Source organism: Phormidium sp. FACHB-1136, from assembly GCF_014697375.1.
Classification (GTDB): domain Bacteria; phylum Cyanobacteriota; class Cyanobacteriia; order Phormidesmidales; family Phormidesmidaceae; genus Nodosilinea.
The window spans coordinates 1-17317 of record NZ_JACJRS010000001.1 but is presented as its reverse complement, the minus strand read 5'-3'; the positions used below and the strand labels follow the sequence as shown (position 1 = coordinate 17317).

Annotated in this window: 16 protein-coding genes; 8 read left to right on the top strand and 8 right to left on the bottom strand. The window is 58.4% G+C overall.

Annotated elements, in window-relative coordinates:
* Positions 1-171: 171 nt before the first annotated feature.
* The 3 genes from acs to H6G62_RS00070 all read left to right on the top strand — a co-directional run bounded on the left by acs (position 172) and on the right by H6G62_RS00070 (position 4369).
* The gene (gene acs, locus H6G62_RS00080; protein ID WP_190492075.1) at positions 172-2139 is read left to right on the top strand and encodes an acetate--CoA ligase; all 1968 of its coding nucleotides are present in this window, start codon (positions 172-174) and stop codon (positions 2137-2139) included.
* 770 nt (positions 2140-2909) lie between these two features.
* On the top strand, positions 2910-3290 hold the full coding sequence (locus H6G62_RS00075) for an AbrB family transcriptional regulator (protein WP_190492074.1): 381 nt from the start codon (positions 2910-2912) through the stop codon (positions 3288-3290).
* 320 nt (positions 3291-3610) lie between these two features.
* Positions 3611-4369, top strand: coding sequence for a CPBP family glutamic-type intramembrane protease (locus H6G62_RS00070; RefSeq protein ID WP_190492073.1), 759 nt, complete (start codon positions 3611-3613; stop codon positions 4367-4369).
* Positions 4370-4475: 106 nt separating this feature from the next.
* Here the strand turns inward: H6G62_RS00070 and cbiE are convergent, their stop codons facing one another.
* Both cbiE and H6G62_RS00060 read right to left on the bottom strand, forming a co-directional pair.
* Positions 4476-5795 (bottom strand): precorrin-6y C5,15-methyltransferase (decarboxylating) subunit CbiE, encoded by a 1320-nt coding sequence (gene cbiE / locus H6G62_RS00065; RefSeq protein WP_190492072.1) that lies wholly within the window; start codon positions 5793-5795, stop codon positions 4476-4478.
* Positions 5792-6457, bottom strand: coding sequence for a precorrin-8X methylmutase (locus H6G62_RS00060; RefSeq protein ID WP_190492071.1), 666 nt, complete (start codon positions 6455-6457; stop codon positions 5792-5794). The genes cbiE and H6G62_RS00060 overlap by 4 nt, the downstream gene beginning before the upstream one ends.
* Positions 6458-6681: 224 nt before the next feature.
* Here H6G62_RS00060 and holA point away from each other — a divergent pair, with 224 nt between their 5' ends.
* From holA to cgtA, 3 genes are all read left to right on the top strand, one after another.
* On the top strand, positions 6682-7671 hold the full coding sequence (holA, locus tag H6G62_RS00055) for a DNA polymerase III subunit delta (protein WP_190492070.1): 990 nt from the start codon (positions 6682-6684) through the stop codon (positions 7669-7671).
* A gap of 119 nt (positions 7672-7790) precedes the next feature.
* Entirely contained in the window at positions 7791-8336 is a 546-nt protein-coding gene (locus tag H6G62_RS00050) for a DUF4168 domain-containing protein (RefSeq protein WP_190492069.1), read from the top strand.
* A gap of 47 nt (positions 8337-8383) precedes the next feature.
* Positions 8384-9373 (top strand): Obg family GTPase CgtA, encoded by a 990-nt coding sequence (gene cgtA / locus H6G62_RS00045; protein WP_190492068.1) that lies wholly within the window; start codon positions 8384-8386, stop codon positions 9371-9373.
* A 115-nt stretch (positions 9374-9488) separates the two neighbouring features.
* Here the strand turns inward: cgtA and H6G62_RS00040 are convergent, their stop codons facing one another.
* From H6G62_RS00040 to H6G62_RS00025, 4 genes are all read right to left on the bottom strand, one after another.
* Complete coding sequence (locus H6G62_RS00040; RefSeq protein WP_190492067.1) at positions 9489-9992, bottom strand: hypothetical protein; 504 nt, start codon at positions 9990-9992, stop codon at positions 9489-9491.
* A gap of 229 nt (positions 9993-10221) precedes the next feature.
* Positions 10222-11637 (bottom strand): amidase, encoded by a 1416-nt coding sequence (locus H6G62_RS00035; RefSeq protein ID WP_190492066.1) that lies wholly within the window; start codon positions 11635-11637, stop codon positions 10222-10224.
* A 70-nt stretch (positions 11638-11707) separates the two neighbouring features.
* The gene (locus H6G62_RS27235) at positions 11708-12862 is read right to left on the bottom strand and encodes a septal ring lytic transglycosylase RlpA family protein (protein WP_199324631.1); all 1155 of its coding nucleotides are present in this window, start codon (positions 12860-12862) and stop codon (positions 11708-11710) included.
* 298 nt (positions 12863-13160) lie between these two features.
* Positions 13161-13367, bottom strand: coding sequence for a hypothetical protein (locus H6G62_RS00025; protein ID WP_190492065.1), 207 nt, complete (start codon positions 13365-13367; stop codon positions 13161-13163).
* A gap of 255 nt (positions 13368-13622) precedes the next feature.
* On the opposite strand from H6G62_RS00025, the gene fusA reads away from it, so the two are divergent.
* Both fusA and H6G62_RS00015 read left to right on the top strand, forming a co-directional pair.
* Positions 13623-15713, top strand: a complete 2091-nt coding sequence (gene fusA, locus H6G62_RS00020; RefSeq protein WP_190492064.1) for an elongation factor G — start codon at positions 13623-13625, stop codon at positions 15711-15713.
* Positions 15713-16534 carry a Uma2 family endonuclease gene (locus tag H6G62_RS00015; protein WP_242051765.1) on the top strand — a complete coding sequence of 274 codons (822 nt, stop codon included), beginning with the start codon at positions 15713-15715 and terminating at the stop codon, positions 16532-16534. The genes fusA and H6G62_RS00015 overlap by 1 nt, the downstream gene beginning before the upstream one ends.
* A gap of 193 nt (positions 16535-16727) precedes the next feature.
* Here the strand turns inward: H6G62_RS00015 and H6G62_RS00010 are convergent, their stop codons facing one another.
* Positions 16728-17000 carry a restriction endonuclease subunit S gene (locus H6G62_RS00010; protein ID WP_190492063.1) on the bottom strand — a complete coding sequence of 91 codons (273 nt, stop codon included), beginning with the start codon at positions 16998-17000 and terminating at the stop codon, positions 16728-16730.
* The coding region (locus H6G62_RS00005; protein ID WP_190492062.1) for a transposase at positions 17001-17317 on the bottom strand (317 nt) is incomplete at its 5' end.

Genomic DNA, 17317 nt, shown 5'->3' with positions numbered 1-17317 from the left:
CCCCGATTAGTCTTAGCATACCCAGCTCACGCCCTAAACTATCCATACCCCCAACGATGGGTACATCCTCCTCCTAGAGGTTAAAGAAAACGTACAGATTTCCCAAAGCGTCCCCCGGAAACGTATGGTTTTCAAAGGATACTCACAAGCATACTCGCACGTATTTTAGTTATGGCTTCACCTACGATTGAATCGGTTCTCAACGAAAGCCGTCTTTTTTCGCCCCCCGCTAGCTTCACCGATACGGCGGCGATTAACAGTCTCGATGCCTACAAAGCGTTGGCCGAAAAGGCCGCTGCTGATCCCGCGAAGTTTTGGGCAGAGTTGGCCGAACAGGAACTCCATTGGTTCAAGCCCTGGGAAACGACGCTGGATTGGCAGCCCCCCTTTGCCAAATGGTTTGTGGGCGGCAAAATCAACATTTCTTACAATTGTTTAGATCGCCACCTCACCACCTGGCGACGCAACAAAGCCGCCCTGATTTGGGAAGGGGAACCGGGGGACAGCCGCACCCTCACCTACGCCCAACTGCACCGGGAAGTGTGCCAGGTGGCGAACGTCCTCAAAGGCCTGGGGGTGAAAAAGGGCGACCGGGTGGGCATCTACATGCCAATGATTCCCGAAGCCGCCATTGCCATGCTGGCCTGTGCCCGCATTGGGGCACCCCACACCGTGGTGTTTGGGGGCTTTAGTGCCGAAGCCCTGAAGGATCGCCTCAACGATGCCGAAGCCAAGCTGGTGATCACCGCCGATGGGGGCTTCCGCAAGGACAAAACCATAGCGCTGAAATCCGCCGTAGATGCCGCCCTAGCCGACAATGGCGTGCCCAGCGTGGAGAACGTCCTGGTGGTGCAGCGCACCAAGGCCGAAGTCACCATGGCAGAAGGCCGCGACCACTGGTGGCACGAACTACAAGCCACTGCCGATGCCCACTGCCCCGCCGAGGAAATGGACGCTGAGGATATGCTGTTCATCCTCTACACCAGCGGCACCACGGGTAAGCCCAAGGGGGTCGTCCACACCACGGGCGGCTACAACCTCTATACCCACACCACCTTTAAGTGGACCTTCGACATTAAAGACACCGACGTGTACTGGTGTACCGCCGATGTGGGCTGGATTACGGGCCACAGCTACATTGTCTACGGCCCCCTGTCCAACGGGGCCACCACGGTGATGTACGAAGGGGTGCCCCGGCCCTCGAATCCCGGCTGTTTTTGGGATGTGATTGAAAAGTACGGGGTGACGATTTTCTACACCGCCCCCACTGCCATCCGGGCCTTCATCAAAATGGGCGACGAACTACCCAAGGCGCGGGATCTATCCTCCCTGCGGCTGCTGGGCACCGTGGGCGAACCCATCAACCCGGAAGCCTGGATGTGGTACCACACCGTCATCGGCGGCGAGCAATGCCCGATTGTGGATACCTGGTGGCAGACCGAAACCGGGGGCTTTATGGTGACGCCCATCCCCGGTGCGGTGGCCACCAAACCCGGTTCCGCTACCCTACCCTTCCCCGGCATCATCGCCGATGTGGTGGATCTCGATGGCCACCCCGTTGCCCCCAACGAAGGCGGCTACCTGGTGATCAAACACCCCTGGCCCAGCATGATGCGCACCGTCTACGGCAACGACGAACGCTACCGCCGCACCTACTGGGAACACATCCCGCCCCAGGATGGCCAATACCTCTACTTCGCAGGCGACGGTGCCCGCAAAGACGAAGATGGCTACTTCTGGGTGATGGGTCGGGTGGATGACGTGATCAGCGTCTCCGGCCACCGTCTGGGAACGATGGAAATTGAGTCGGCCCTGGTGTCTCACCCCGCCGTGGCCGAAGCTGCCGTGGTGGGCCGCAAGGATGAGATTAAGGGCGAGGATATCTTTGCCTTTGTCACCCTAGAGGGGCAATATTCCCCCAGCGATGCCCTCAAACAGGAACTTAAGGATCATGTCGTCAAGGAAATTGGCATCATTGCCCGACCAGGGGAAATCAAGTTTGCCGATGCCCTACCGAAGACCCGTTCTGGTAAAATCATTCGCCGCTTTTTGCGGAATTTGGCCAGCGGCGAAGCCATCGCCGGAGATGCCTCCACCATGGAAGATCAGTCGGTTCTAGACCAGTTGCGCGAAGGCTAGTATCCCTCCCAAACTCGGTTTAAACCAGGCTAAGGGACAGGTCAATCCTAGCCCTAGCCACTATCGTATCCACCCGCAGACGGAAGTCCTTCCTAGGACACCGTCTGCTTTTTGATCGGGCTGAATACCCATTCCCTGGGCCAGAATACAGCCGCTATACCCCCATCACCTCACCTCATAAAACCAGCCCATCCCCCTCAGAACCCATCCTATTCAGTACCACGGTAAGCCCCAGATCCAGCCCTTGCTTCAACCGCTAGATCAAGCTCTAGGCTTGCGCGACTTCACCTTGACCTGACCCAGAAAATGCCCATCCTCCAGGTGTCTTGAGACCACCATCACCATGACTAAACCAGGGATATACCCAAGAGAGGGTGGACAAATCCTGAGACTTTTTGATGTCATCCGGCAAAATTTCCAGATGTCGATCCGGGGTGGGGGCATGTATCTGATCCCTCAAAAGCTTTAAACAGAGGCTAAAGGTGCAGCGGCTAGCCCCCCTAGGCAAGGAGAAAGCATCGCCTCTAAGACTCGGATCATCCTAATAGGCTAAATGAAAAACTCGTCAAAACTTTCCATTATCAGATGACAGATTTCTACCCTATGTCTATAATATTTTCATGGGAACAGACTCCTCAAAAATATTGAGGATCGCATCCAAAGGTCAGGCCGCTAAGCCACTGTAGGCGCTTGTGTGTCATCACTCTAAGTGGTCAAGCTAGCCTTGGCCTCGTACTTTTCTACAAGGAATTCTCCTAGCAATGGTAACAATGGTAGAGAAAACAACTCCCCTCACGGGTAAAGCCCTGCTGCAAAAGGTCAAAGAGCTGAATCACCTGACTAAGCGCGAAACCGCCAAGGAATGTGGTTACTACGCCTTTACTAAGGATGGTCAACCCCGTGTCAATCTCTCTGGCTTCTACGATGCTCTACTAGAGGCGAAGGGCATTAATTTAGATCCCGACAGCGGCAAAGATGGCCGTGGCCGCGAACCGACCTATCGGGTCAGTGTCCATAAAAACGGCCAAATTGTGATTGGCTCCACCTATACCCAAGAAATGGGTCTCAAGCCCGGAGACGAGTTTGAGATTAAGTTGGGCTACAAGCACATTCAGTTGAGGCAGATGGACGGCACCTCTGAAGAAGAGTAGTTCAGCCTCTGACGTTAGTTTTGTCGCTGACCAACGACGGTTCACCCCATGCCACAGATTTTTGATCGGTTGATGGGGTGACTCTCGTTGGTACCCATCTCAAAAGCAGTTGGTTATCCATCGGATGGATGGCCAACTGCTTTTCTGCAGGTAAAATTGGGCCAGTAGTTCCTCCTGTCCAGATCAGGTTGGAACCGTTCAAATCAAGTGGGAACCATAACCGCTATCCCCTGTGGAAAACCTGTGGAAAACTTGGAGTCTCCCCCTATGCCCCCAATACTGGGTTTAACCGTTTTTTTTTAGGTTGGATTGGGCTTTGGTTGCCCGTTGCCTTGGGCATTGCCCGGTTGGCCAAAATTCCCTGGCGTTATCCCATCGCCCCAGAGCATAAACTGCCGCTTTTACTGCCTCTATATCTCCTTGCTCCCCCTGCCGTTGAGATCTACTGCCGCTACGGCCATGGGGAGACCTGGGCTAACTATGGCGTGACCTGGCAATCGAGTACCTGGACGCCCCTTGGGGTTGGGCTAGGGGTTGCGATGTTGGGGGTTGTGATCCTCGTTGCTGTTCAGCTAGCCCTGGGTTGGCGACAATGGCGGCCCGCAGGGGTAGATTCCCCCCCTGCCGCTCCCCCCGCCCTGCTTTTGGCCTTACCGATCTTGACCCTCTTCATTGGCTGGGTAGAGGAACTAATTTTTCGCGGCGTTTTGGTCAACGGATTACTGACCGCCCTGCCCTGGGTGGGGGTCGCGATCTTGGCCAGCACCATTTTCGCCACTTCCCATTTGTTGTGGGATGGCCCTGCTGGGGTGCCCTCGCTGCCGGGATTGGGGCTGATGGGCCTCGTGCTGCTGCTGGCCCGGTGGGCCATGGCCGGAGATCTCAGCCTCGCCTGGGGGCTGCATACGGGCTGGATTTTTGCCATTGCCCTGATCGATGCCCTGCACCTCATCCAGCCCTCCCCCACCGCTCCAGCCCTGGCCGGAAAGCCGGATCAACCCCTCACCGGACTGCCTGCCCTGGGCCTGATGGTGCTGACGGGCCTGGGGATTTGGGGCTATACCGTCTGGTTTCACTAGATCCTCAAGCCCAGCGGCTCCCTCTGAATCTCCAAGCCCAGCAGATCCCTTGATTGGATAGTGCATTGCGGCTGGCGCAGGGGATTGAACGACCGCCAAGGGCCCCCTAGCTGCGAATGCCCCCTACGCCTAGGGTGATGAGGGTAATCGGGGTGAGGGGTTGCCAGCGGGTGAGGGGGCCAACCTGGACGGAATGCTGGATCTGGATCTGGCGGAGGGTCACCGACCATTCGGGAGACCGTGGTCTAGCCCAGGCTAGGGTGGCGCTGAGGTGTTCCAAGGTGGCCACGGCCAGGACGATCCGTCCCTGGGGCCGCAACCGCTGGGCGCAGGTATCCAGGATATCCGGCAAATGGCCCCCGCTGCCGCCGATGAAGATGCGATCCGGGTCGGGTAGATCCGCTAGAGCCTCTGGGGCGCTGCCGTGGATGGGGTGCAGGTTGCCATTGCCGAGGCGCTGCTGGTTTTGCTGAATCAGGCGGTACCCGGCCAGGGTTTTCTCAATGGCGTAGACCGAACTGGTAGGGCAGAAGCGGTTGATTTCCACGCTAACAGAGCCTGTTCCAGCCCCGATATCCCACAGGGTTTGCCCCGGTTGCAGGGCCAAGTCCGCCAGAATATGAATGCGAATATCCCGCTTGGTCATCAGGCCGGGACGGTCGGCAAAGGTGGCAAAGGCGCTATCGGGTAGGCCGATCAAGGGCAACGTCCTAGGGTCTGGGGCGGGGGGAGATTGCCGTTGTAGAACAACCACATTCAGCGCTGCAAAGGACTTTTCCAAAACCGTTTCCGGCGTGAGGGTATGTACCGCTTCCCCCTCGCCGCCCAGGTTTTCGCACACCCAGAGGGCATACCCCTGGGGCAAACCTAAGTCCAAAATTAGCCGACCAATGGCCGCTGGGCTGTGGTCGGGATCCGTCAGCACGGCGATTAGGTCATCCCCCCGCCGCAGGGTCGCCACCAATTCATCCATCGACCGCCCGTGGGCGCTGATCACCGTCGCCCCCTGCCAGGGCAGCTTGAGGCGGCTAAAGGCCAACTGTACCGAACTAGGGTGGGGATGAAAGGTCAAACACTCGGCGGGCAGGGTTTCCAAAAGCAGTCGCCCCAGGCCAAAAAAGAGCGGATCCCCCGACGCCAGCACCACCGCCAGATCACCCAACCCCTGATCTGACCCCGCTTGACTGCGATCCTTTTCTTGGCCGCCCTTCTGATCCTGATCGTGAGCCGCCAACCATTGCCTCAGCCGTTCCAGGGTGGCTTGAAGATTGCCCAGGGGCCAAGTTTCCGCCGCCACGTTGGGAAAATAGCTCAACTGGCGCTCACTGCCCACCAGCACCGTTGCTTGGTCAATCAACTTCCGTAGGGTCGGGGACAGTCCAGCCCCCCCCTCTAGTCCCACACCGATCACCTGGATAGGCGTCATGGCTGTTGCTCCCAGGCCAACACCAGCAGGGCATTCAAAATCGCTGCCGCCACCGAAGATCCACCCTTGCGCCCCTCCACCCGAATTTGGGGCACCGCCACCTGGGCCAAGCGCTGTTTAGAAGCTTCCACTGCCACAAACCCCACCGGAGCCCCGATCACCAGTGCAGGTTGCACCCGTCCCGCCTCCATTTCTTCACAGAGAGCCATCAACGCTGTGGGGGCATTGCCAATCACCACCACCGCCCCAGGGGTTGAACTAGAAGTTAGGCCAGAGTTTGGGCCAGGGGTTGAGCCAGAGACCTTTTCCAAACAGCGCAGCAGCCCCGTTTCCGTGCGAGTACGTCCCGGTTGTGGGGAATCCCCCTCGCTCACCGCTGTCCATAGGGGATTCTTAAAGGTACGTTCCACCAAACCCACCACTCCCTGACGCACCATGGTCACATCCACCACAATCGGCGCACCCTGGGTTAGGGCCGTTAGCCCTGCTGAGATCGCCCCATGGTCAAACCGTACCAGGTCTTTAAATTCAAAATCCGCCGTGCTGTGAATTACCCGCCGCACCACGGCATACTCCTCCGGCGAGAAGGCATGGGGGCCAAATTCTGCGTCAATCAAGCCAAAACTTTCTTCTAAAATAGGGCTTTGCCACAACTTCGCCATCGCACCTAGTCCACCCATGGATTGAGTCGATTGCATTGAACTCTGTGCCCCATCTGCCCCGTTATTACCCACCATCCCCTACCCAAGCCGCCCCCCATCATCCCATAATCCATAGCTTCCCAAGCTTCCAACGGCTAAGTCTGCTGGGGCATGGCTTCAGAGCAGTACAGCCCCGCCACAGCGTTATGCAATCCCGACTCCCGACTCCCGACTCCCGATTTCCTATGCCAGCCTATTTCTTCTGGGGCGACGACGACTTTCAACTGCAAGCGGCGGTGCAAGCCCTGCGCCAAGAGACCCTAGATGAAGCCTGGGCCAGCTTTAACTATGAGGTATTCCCGCCCTCGGTGGCCAATGGCCCGATCCAGGCGCTCAACCAGGTGATGACGCCGCCCTTTGGCCTGGGGAAGCGGCTGGTGTGGCTGCAAAATACGGCCCTGGGCCAGCGTTGTCCCGATGAGGTGCTGGCGGAACTAGAGCGCACCCTGCCCGGTCTGCCCAGCGAGTCGGTGTTGTTGTTGACCAGTGCCGCCAAGCCCGATGGCCGTTCTAAGTTTTACAAGCTGTTTAAAAAGCATGGGGAGATTCGAGAATTTGCGGTAATTCCGCCCTGGAAGACCGATTTAATTCGTCAGCAGGTAGAAACTGTAGCCAAGGCCCGCTCCCTCAATCTGACCCCTAAAACCATTGACTTACTGGCCGAAGCGGTGGGCAACGACACCCGCCAACTCCACATCGAACTCGAAAAGCTGGCCCTGTTTTGGAACGATCCCCAGCGGCCCATCCCCCCCGAAGCCGCCGCCGATTTGGTGACGGTTTCCACCCAAAACAGCCTCAAGTTGGCCCAGGCCGCAAAACAGGGCGATACCCAAACGGCCCTGAGCCTAGTAGAAGACCTGCTGAACCGCAACGAGCCCGCCCTGCGCATGGTGGCCACCCTGGTCAGCCAGTTTCGGCTGTGGCTGTGGCTGAAGGTGATGGAGGCGGAGCGGGTCACCAGCGAAGCGGAGATTGCTGCCGCTGCGGAAATTGCCAACCCCAAGCGCATCTATTTTTTACGCCAGGAGATCCGGGGCATTACCCTAGCCCAATTGCAACGGAGCTTGCCTTTGCTACTAGAATTAGAATCTGAATTAAAACTCGGTCGGGATGAACGAGCCACCCTGCAAACGAAGGTGATTGAACTATGCCGTGTTTTTCGCCCTGTTAGCTAACGTTACCCTAGGGGAACTTAATCGCCGCCCCACCATTCAAGGCAAAACGTTGAGGTATGACCGTTAGAACCCATCGGTTTAGATATCACAGCTTAGATATCACAGCATCAGATATCCCTATGAGTAAGTCCACATCCATGACCACAGTTCTCCTCCGGCGGAGTCGATCCCCTTTGATCGCTGGTTTTTTGGCCAGTGTCGCCCTCTTAGCTCAGGGCGTGCCCCTTTCCTTGCCGACGGCTGGGCACAACCCCGTGCGATGGGGAGCCGCCGCCTGGGCTCAGGGCATCAACGTTTCCCCCGATGAGATCATGGGTTATGCCCGCTCGGTGCTCGAGATGGAGGAACCCCGCACCACCGCCTACAACGAAATTCGGGCGCTCCTGACGGGCACCAACGTGGACATCAATAGCATTAGCCTGCGCTGCACCGACACCAACAGCCTCAACCAACTGCCCCGCAACCTACGCAGCAACGTCCGCACCATTGTGGTGAACTACTGCAACCAGGCCAGCCAGATCGTCCAGGCCAACGGCCTCCGTAACGAGCGTTTTGACGCCATCACCGCTGCCTACCCTCAAAACGACACCCTGGCGGAGCAAATTCGAGCCGCCCTCATGCAGATTCAGCAGCAATCCCAAACCGCTCCTGTCCCATCGAATTAGTCCGCAGCCTTAGTCTTCCATCCCCTCTTCACCACCCCCCTGACCCAATGCAATTTATTGATCAAGCTGAGGTAGATGTCATTGCCGGAAAAGGTGGTGATGGCATTGTGGCCTTCCGTCGCGAAAAGTATGTGCCCGCCGGGGGGCCATCGGGGGGGAATGGGGGCCATGGCGGATCGATCATCCTCAGGGCCACGGCCAATCTACAAACCCTGCTGGACTTTCGCTATGCCCACCAATTCAAGGCCGACGATGGCCAGCGGGGCGGCCCTAAAAACATGACCGGAGCCTGTGGTCACGACCTCACGCTTGACGTCCCCTGCGGCACCATGGTCTACGACGCCGACACCGACGAACTGCTGGGGGATTTAGTGGCCCCCGAACAAATCCTCTGTGTGGCCAAGGGCGGCAAGGGCGGCCTGGGCAACCGCCACTTCCTCAGCAACCGCCAACGCGCCCCCGAACATTCCCTGCCCGGACTTCCTGGCGAAGAGCGACGCCTGCGGCTGGAGCTAAAACTGCTGGCGGAGGTGGGCATCATTGGCCTGCCCAACGCCGGAAAATCGACCCTGATTGCGTCCCTGTCGGCGGCGCGGCCCAAAATTGCCGACTATCCCTTCACCACCCTGATTCCCAACCTCGGCGTGGTGCGACGACCCACGGGGGATGGCACCGTATTTGCCGATATTCCCGGTCTAATTGAAGGCGCTCACCAGGGGCTAGGGCTGGGCCACGAATTTCTGCGCCACATCGAACGCACCCGTCTGCTGCTGCACCTGGTGGACGCCACCGCCGAACACCCCCTCGACCATTACCACACCATCCAGCAGGAACTCATGGCCTATGGTCACGGTCTGGGAGATCGGCCCCAGATCGTCGCCCTCAATAAGATCGATGCCCTGGATGAGGCCACCCTCGATGCCCTTGTTCAGCAGTTTGAAGCCGAGCTAAATCGCCCCATCCACTGCATTTCCGCCGTTAGCGGCGTTGGCACCCAACCCCTGCTGCAACAGGTCTGGGTAGCGTTGGATCTGTAGCTCAATCCAGTTGGCTTACCTCCAGTTTAGACGGGGGGATGGCAAAAAAAAGGACGAGGAAACCTCGCCCCCAGGGGTGGATATGGCAAATTGGGGTCGCCAACGCCAAGGGTTTTTATCGCCCCTGACAGGTGGCAAGCAGGTCATGATCGAGGGGAGAGAGGTGGGCGATGGGGCTCATGCCTTCGATGTTGGGCAGGGGGGCACCGCCATTCAGACCTGCCACCGTGGTTTCACCGGGTGTTAGGGCCACGCGATGGGAAAATTCCGTTTGGTCGTAGGCGTCCACAAGGGTCAGATCCAGGGCATTGGCGGTCACGGTGCCATGCACACAATCGAAAGAAGACGACATTTGGTAGGCGGCCCCGGTCAGACTGGTGCCGGAGACCTCAAACACAAAGTAGGTGGCTCCCACGGTTTCTGCCACGGGGGATTCGCCATAGAGATAGGTGCCATCGGCAAGGCCAGGGATTTGGCTGGAAGCCTCTTGGCTGGCCATAGCCCAAACACCCACTAGGGCCGCGAGGGCAGTGGCAATGCGGGACAGGTGTAGCGGCAGCGAGGGCCGAGGGGCGGCTGCACCGTGATCGGAAGTGGAGGGAAAGAGCAGGGTAGCCATGGCAGGGGGTTGCGTCTCGATACCTTTACTATCCGGCAAAGGGGGCGTGAAGGCAGTGACCTCCTGACAAAATAAGCGTGACCTAAGTCAACGCAGAGAGTGACTCAGATCACGCAGGGGTGAAGTATTAAGAAGTGTTGATGTCATTATAACGAAACATTGCGCCAGTGGGGCGATCTGGGCCACAAAAGCGGGACGATGCCCGACTGGATGGCAGGTCTCCACCGTCCTACCGTTCCGCCAGGGGTGGGCGGTGGTGGTGCCAGGGGTAGGCGGTTTCGATCTGGTGGGCCAGGGCAAAGAGGGTGGCTTCGTCAGCGGGACGCCCCACCAACTGCACCCCCATGGGCAACCCCAGGGGCGAGAACCCGGTGGGGATGGCCAGGGCGGGTTGGCCGCTGGCGTTAAAGGGCGGGCAGGGGGCCACCCAGCGGATCACGTTTTCTAAAATTTGGGGCGACTTGAGGGCCTTCCATGCCGCCACCGGGATGGTTTGGTGGGTGTAGACGGGCAGAATCAGCACATCGTAGGGGGCACAGAAGCGAACGATATCGCGGGCGATCTGTTGCAGCTTGGCCACCGCCCGCAGGTAGGCTCCACTATTGATCCGCCAAGCCCGCCAGTAGAGCCAGCGGTTCATTTTCTCCAGCACCACCCAGGGAATTCCGGCCTCCGCCAGGATGCATTGCCAGACCACCGTAAAGGGTTCGATCAGATCCTCTAGGCTGGGAAACGTCACCGCCTCGGCGGTGTGGCCCAGTTCCTCCACCCGCTGCACCGTTTCATAGACCGCCTGCCGACAGACAGCATCGGCCTCACCAATCGGGTCTAGGCGGGTGACGTAGCCAATCCGCAGGGGCGGCGGTGGTGTCGAGAGACCCGCCAAAAAGCTGGGGTCGGGGTCGGGCAACCAGTAGGGGTCGCCCAGTTCGTAGCCGCTGAGGGCATCCAGCAACGCGGCGGCATCGGCGGTGGTGCGCCCCAGGGGGCCGTTGATCGCCAGACCATTCAACCGCTCTCCCACGGGAGCAAAGCTGACGCGGCCCCGTGATGCCTTCATGCCCACCAGGCCACAGCAAAAGGCTGGCCCCCGCAGGGAACCGCCGCCATCGGAGCCTTGGCTGATGGCACACAACCCCGCCGCCAAAGCCGATGCACCGCCGCCACTGGAACCACCGGGAGTATAGTCCAGGTTCCAGGGGTTCCGAGCTGGGGGAAATCCGGGCGGTTCCGTGTAGGGCAGAGACCCCATCTGGGAGGTGGCGGTTTTGCCCAGAATCACCAGCCCCGCCTGCCGCAGCTTGGTGACAATGTAGTCGTCCTGGCTGGCGATGCGGTCGCAGGCCGCTTTAATACCGTAGGCGCAGGGCACCCCCGCCACCGAGTTGAGGTCTTTGACCGATACCGACACCCCAAACAGGGGCGGCAGGTCGGCGGGGTCGGTGGTCATCACCTGCTCGGTTTTGGCCTTGGCCTCGGCCAGGGCTTGGTCGGCCATCACCGCCACGTAGGCTCCCAGGGTTGGGTTCAGCCGTTCAATGCGTTTTAGGTATAACTCCACCAGTTCCAGGGGCGACACCTGGCGCTGGCGGATCAGTTCGGCCTGGGCCGTGGCGGGCAAAAACGCAAGATCGACGGGGTTCATAGGGTGCTGAGGGGTAGAGACCGAGATCGCTCCCAAGGGGGCTGGATCCTCTGCCTATCCTACAGTTCTCCTATAACGGTAGCGCCGCTTCTTCCCAGGTTTGGGGGTCGCCCGGAGTGAGAATGGTGGCCTCGTAGGGAATTACGCCCACCTGTACACTGCCCAGGCAGCGGGCCGCCGCATAGGACAAATCTAGGGATCGCTCGCCCACATAGGGGCCACGGTCGTTGATGCGTACCACCACGGTTTTGCCGTTCAGCAGGTTGCGCACCTCTAGGTAGGTGTCGAAGGGCAGGGTTTTGTGGGCGGCGGTGAGGGCATTTTGGTCAAAGATTTCCCCCGTGGCGGTTTGGCGACCGTGGAAATATGGCCCATACCAAGAAGCCGTGCCCTGGAGTTGGGTGGAGGTGTGATCGAGCCCGTAGGCGACCCGCTGTACCTGGCCGGGGTTGAGAGGCGCTGCTCCCAAGGCGATTCGCAGATTATTCACCCACTGGACGGTTGTTAGGGCCACGGATTCCTCTTCCCCTAGGGCCGCTGGAGACAAGGAGAAAATGGTGTGATCCTGGAGTTCGCCCATGCCCCGATTGCCCTCCATGGTGGGCGCGAGATCTTGGGGATGCTGGGCCAAAATGGGCATGGCCTGTCGGAGATCGGCGGCCACCTGCTCAGCCACCTCCACCGACGCTAACTGGCCAATGGCTACCCCCTTGACTTGAATCACGAAGGAGGAATCCTCGGCTATGCCCCCTTTCGGAGCGGTACTGTCTGACGTGGTCGCCTCTGACGTGGTCGCCTCTGACGTGGTCGCCGCCGCTGTGGGGGCTAGGTGTTGATCCCCGGCATGTTTCGGATGAGCGGCTGGGCAGGAGATCGAGGCTAGGTCATTGGGCTCTAGATGAGCGGTGGCCAGATCTTCCGTAGCGGAGATATCCACGACCGTGACCGCTGCGGTGTTTTTCCACCGTTGCCAGTCCACAGCCCCTCCCAAATTCTTCAGGGGCCGAGACTCCAAACTGTGCAATGGGGTCGTGGAGGCGGGTTCCACAGCCTCGCCTGGGCCGAGCGGATCCAACGCCATGGGATCCGTGGCAAGGTGGGGGGCGGGGTGGGACGGCACAACCCAACCTGCCACATCTCCCAGGAGAGCAATGGGGACAGGGGAAAAGTTGATCGCCTGTGTGGAGGGTAGATGGGCCGCCCAGAAAAATCCAAATAGGGTCATTGGCGCGTGTACTGAATTCAACGCCCAGACCACTCGTTAGCCCAGATCCGTCGGGAAAAGACTAGCGGCAAGCTTGTGCTCTGCGCTGTAGCAACACATAAGCCGGAACGACAGATGACGCTTGCTTAACCCGTCGTTACCTTGGGCTATGGGTTACTCATGGATATGTGATCGAATGTTTCAGCATATCACTAGATATTTGTATCGGCAATAACATTTCTTCAAGCCCAGGCAGGGTGTTTGCTGAGCCCCTTAGCCGTGGGGTAGCGGGCCAAACGCCTGACGACTTACCGGATACTCAGGCTAGGTTAGGTTCCAGAACCATCGGCAGCCAAGTGAGGACACCAGCAACGCAACCATCCGTCCCCATCAACACCATCAACACCATGGCTTCTACCCAGGAGGCTTCGCCCCTAGCGCGTTGGCAAAAGCCTTCGGTTAAATATCCACAATTCCCTACATCGGCTAGGGGAATCACGCCGATGGCCAGACCCGATGGAGCCATAATCCCGCTATGCTAGATCAGATTTGCGTAAAATTCCCCTGGTTTCCCTGGCCTATTCCAAGAAGGGGGCTAGGGGTTTTACAATAGTTCATACTAGGCGTTGTTACCGCAGCCTCACCCAAGACTCGTCGTCATGCTCGCGTGATAGAGAACCCTCTTGTACATGGCTACCAGGGCAACCCAGAACCCGTCTGAGTCAACCCTGTTCAGTGGTCGCCAGCGGCCTGTCGCACAGAATCCGGAGAAGCAGTTATTATGCCCACGAAAGATCTCACCCGTTACCGAAATATTGGTATTTTCGCCCACGTAGACGCGGGAAAAACCACCACCACCGAACGTATCCTGGCCCTGACTGGCAGAATCCACAAAATTGGTGAAGTCCATGACGGTGCGGCCACCACCGACTTCATGGAGCAGGAGCAAGAACGGGGGATCACGATTCAGTCGGCAGCGACGACCTGCTTCTGGAAAGACCACCAGTTCAACGTTATCGATACCCCCGGCCACGTAGACTTCACCATTGAGGTGTACCGTTCCCTCAAGGTGCTGGACGGTGGCATCGGCGTGTTCTGTGGCTCCGGCGGTGTGGAACCCCAGTCGGAAACCAACTGGCGCTACGCCAACGACTCCAAGGTGGCCCGAATCATCTACGTCAACAAGCTTGACCGGATTGGGGCTAACTTCTACAAGGTGGTGGAGCAGGTCAAAAACGTGCTGGCCGCTCAGCCCCTGGTGATGGTGCTGCCCATCGGCACCGAGAATGACTTTGTGGGCGTGGTGGATCTGCTCACCCGCAAGGCTTGGGTGTGGGATGATTCCGGCAAGCCGGAGAACTACGACATCACCGACGTGCCCGCCGACATGGTGGATCAGGTTGAAGAATACCGGGATGCCATGGTTGAGCTTGCCGTTGAGCAAGACGATGAGATTCTTGAAAAGTACCTCGAGGGCGAAGAACTCACCATCGATGAGATCAAGTCCTGCATCCGCAAGGGCACCCGCGAACTGGCCTTCTTCCCCACCTACTGCGGTTCTTCCTTTAAGAACAAGGGCGTGCAACTGGTGCTAGATGCCGTCGTTGATTATCTGCCCAGCCCCACGGAAGTGCCTCCCCAGCCCGAAATCGACCTGGAAGGTAACCCCACGGGTGGTTTCGCCTATGTGGATCCGGAGAAGCCCCTCCGCGCCCTGGCCTTCAAGATCATGGACGACCGCTTTGGTGCCCTCACCTTCACCCGGCTCTACTCGGGTCAAATCAAGAAGGGCGACACCATCCTCGACACCGCCACGGGCAAGACCGAGCGGATCAGCCGAATTGTGGAAATGCACGCCAACGACCGGGAAGAGGTGGAATCGGCCCAGGCGGGCGACATTGTGGCCCTGATCGGCATGAAAAACGTGCAGACGGGCCACACCCTCGCCGATCCCAAAAACCCTGCCACCCTAGAGCCGATGGTCTTCCCCGACCCGGTGATCTCCATCGCGGTGGCCCCCAAGAAGAAGGGCGACAACGAGAAAATGGGTATGGCCATCAGCAAGATGGTGCAGGAAGACCCCTCCTTCCAGGTGGAAACTGACGAAGAGAGCGGCGAAGTTATCCTCAAGGGGATGGGCGAACTGCACCTCGACATTAAGGTGGACATCCTCAAGCGCACCCACGGCGTGGAAGTGGAGGTGGGCAAGCCCCAGGTGGCCTACCGCGAATCCATCACCAAGGTGCTGACCGATGGCTATGTTCACAAGAAGCAGTCCGGGGGGTCCGGTCAGTACGCCAAGATCGACTACATTGTCGAGCCCGGTGAAGTGGGCAGCGGCTTTGTGTTCGAGTCTAAGGTGACGGGCGGTAACGTGCCCCGCGAATTCTGGCCTGCGGTGCAAAAGGGCTTTGAAACCAGCATCGACAAAGGGCCGCTGGCGGGCTACCCCGTGGTAGACCTCAAAGTCACCCTCACCGATGGCGGCTTCCACCCCGTAGACTCCTCGGCCATTGCCTTTGAAATTGCGGCTAAAGCGGCCTACCGTCAGTCTCTACCCAAGGCTGGCCCCCAACTGCTAGAACCCGTGATGAAGGTGGACGTGTTCACCCCCGAAGACTACATGGGCGACGTGATCGGCGACCTCAACCGTCGGCGCGGCATGATCAAGTCCCAGGATCCCACCCTCACCGGGGTGCGGGTGAAGGCCGATGTGCCCCTGAGCGAAATGTTCGGCTACATCGGCGACCTGCGGACGATGACCTCCGGGCGCGGCCAGTTCTCCATGGAGTTCTCCCACTATGCCCCCTGCCCCGCCAACGTGGCAGAAACGGTGATCAAGGAAGCCAAGGAACGCCAAGCGGCCTCCTAATGTCATCAACCGAACGGCTGGGGGCAACTCCAGCCGCTCTTTTGTCTACCGATTGTTTGTCTCCGGAATCTCTGCGCCCTGGTCAGGCTTTGGCTAGGGCGTTTTGTTACTTTAGAGTCAGCGCTATTGAAGTCATCGCCATGACGGCAACCTTTCCGGCCCCCACGGTTCGCGATCACCCCCTCCAGACTTGGCACTCCACCACCTGGGAGGATTACCTTGCCCTGCGGGATGATCCTAGTAACGAACGAATCCGATTGGCCTTTAACGAAGGATGGTTGTGGATACTGATGGGCGCAGAGGGCATGAATCATGCTTCCGTGAGCGATTTATTCACGGCTTTTTTGTTCGTCTGGGCCATGCGGCATCCCGATCAGGTGTTTAGCTCCTTCGGTCGTTGCCTGTTAGAACAGCCTGGAACCCGTGCCAGTGCGCCGGATTTGGTGCTCTACATCGGGCCAGATTATCCCCAATGGCAGCCGGGGGAATCCCGCCGCATAGACCTGACCCAGCACCCCATTCCCGCCCTGGTGGGGGAAATTGCCGACACCACCCTAGCCACGGATTTAGACGAGAAAAAGCACCTCTACGCCGCCCTGGGCATCCCTGAATATTGGGTGATCGACGTGCAGGGCCGACGGGTGTTTGCCTTTGCGCGACAGGGCAACGGCACCTATCAATCCTGTGATACCTCCCAAGCCCTGGCGGATCTGCCCATCGCATGGCTCACCGAAGCCCTCGAACGCCTCGCCAACGGCAGCAACACCCATGTTGCCACCTGGTTTGGCCAGCAAATCGCTACCCTTGCCCCGCCCCAGTAGGCCAATAAGGCACTGTTCTCGACCTAGTTCTTGGTCGTCAGCGGAGATGGGGATATGTAAATCCTGCGGATCTTCCGCCACCGAGAACTGGTCAATCCGGTTGGGGGGATGGCGTTCCACATCGCGGTCGGTCACATCCAGCCGCCGCCGCGTCAGGGTGCGTCCGCCCCGTTCCCGCTGTTTGGCCTGGAGTTCATCGAACACTTCCCAATAGGCATAGGGCCGAAGCCGCTAAAGCCTGGGCTGTTTCCTGTTGCCGCCGCAAACTAGCTTCGAGCTGGTCGCACAGTTTCATTAACTCATCGACCTTGGCGACGATACGTTTTTGTTCGGCGAGGGGAGGGAGGGGAAGAACTACGTTTTTAATATCTGTCAGACTGAGACTATTTTTTATGCCTCTTTGTGCGTTCTGAAACTGTTGAAATATAAGTTCAGAAGTAAAAAATCTGGCTAAGCTGATATGCATTTAAATTGCATTGATTGTGTTTCCTTTGTTTTTGATCTTGCGATCCCATTTGATGACAAGCTGCCCTTCGTTCAACAGGTTATGAACAAGCGCTTCTAGATCCTCAATCGACTCAAATAGACGATTGGCAATGAATTCCTTTGCAGAGTGCCAAACTAACTCGATTAAATTATAGTCCGGACTGTAGGGTGGCAGAAATTCTAAAACAATGTTGGGCATCTCCTTCGCTATCTTCTCTAGAATCTCTGCCTTTTTATGAATACTTGCATTGTCTAAAATGATAAGAATCTTAGGGCCATCCTGCTCAAAGTCTTCAA

What these genes read in the sequence shown, in the direction of transcription:
- H6G62_RS00010 (WP_190492063.1), bottom strand. Translation starts at nt 17,000, where the DNA reads ATGCATATCAGCTTAGCCAGATTTTTTACTTCTGAACTTATATTTCAA.
- acs (WP_190492075.1), top strand. Translation starts at nt 172, where the DNA reads ATGGCTTCACCTACGATTGAATCGGTTCTCAACGAAAGCCGTCTTTTT.
- cgtA (WP_190492068.1), top strand. Translation starts at nt 8,384, where the DNA reads ATGCAATTTATTGATCAAGCTGAGGTAGATGTCATTGCCGGAAAAGGT.
- holA (WP_190492070.1), top strand. Translation starts at nt 6,682, where the DNA reads ATGCCAGCCTATTTCTTCTGGGGCGACGACGACTTTCAACTGCAAGCG.
- cbiE (WP_190492072.1), bottom strand. Translation starts at nt 5,795, where the DNA reads ATGACGCCTATCCAGGTGATCGGTGTGGGACTAGAGGGGGGGGCTGGA.
- H6G62_RS00040 (WP_190492067.1), bottom strand. Translation starts at nt 9,992, where the DNA reads ATGGCTACCCTGCTCTTTCCCTCCACTTCCGATCACGGTGCAGCCGCC.
- H6G62_RS00050 (WP_190492069.1), top strand. Translation starts at nt 7,791, where the DNA reads ATGAGTAAGTCCACATCCATGACCACAGTTCTCCTCCGGCGGAGTCGA.
- H6G62_RS00075 (WP_190492074.1), top strand. Translation starts at nt 2,910, where the DNA reads ATGGTAGAGAAAACAACTCCCCTCACGGGTAAAGCCCTGCTGCAAAAG.
- fusA (WP_190492064.1), top strand. Translation starts at nt 13,623, where the DNA reads ATGCCCACGAAAGATCTCACCCGTTACCGAAATATTGGTATTTTCGCC.
- H6G62_RS00060 (WP_190492071.1), bottom strand. Translation starts at nt 6,457, where the DNA reads ATGGCGAAGTTGTGGCAAAGCCCTATTTTAGAAGAAAGTTTTGGCTTG.
- H6G62_RS00015 (WP_242051765.1), top strand. Translation starts at nt 15,713, where the DNA reads ATGTCATCAACCGAACGGCTGGGGGCAACTCCAGCCGCTCTTTTGTCT.
- H6G62_RS00025 (WP_190492065.1), bottom strand. Translation starts at nt 13,367, where the DNA reads ATGGCTCCATCGGGTCTGGCCATCGGCGTGATTCCCCTAGCCGATGTA.
- H6G62_RS00035 (WP_190492066.1), bottom strand. Translation starts at nt 11,637, where the DNA reads ATGAACCCCGTCGATCTTGCGTTTTTGCCCGCCACGGCCCAGGCCGAA.
- H6G62_RS27235 (WP_199324631.1), bottom strand. Translation starts at nt 12,862, where the DNA reads ATGACCCTATTTGGATTTTTCTGGGCGGCCCATCTACCCTCCACACAG.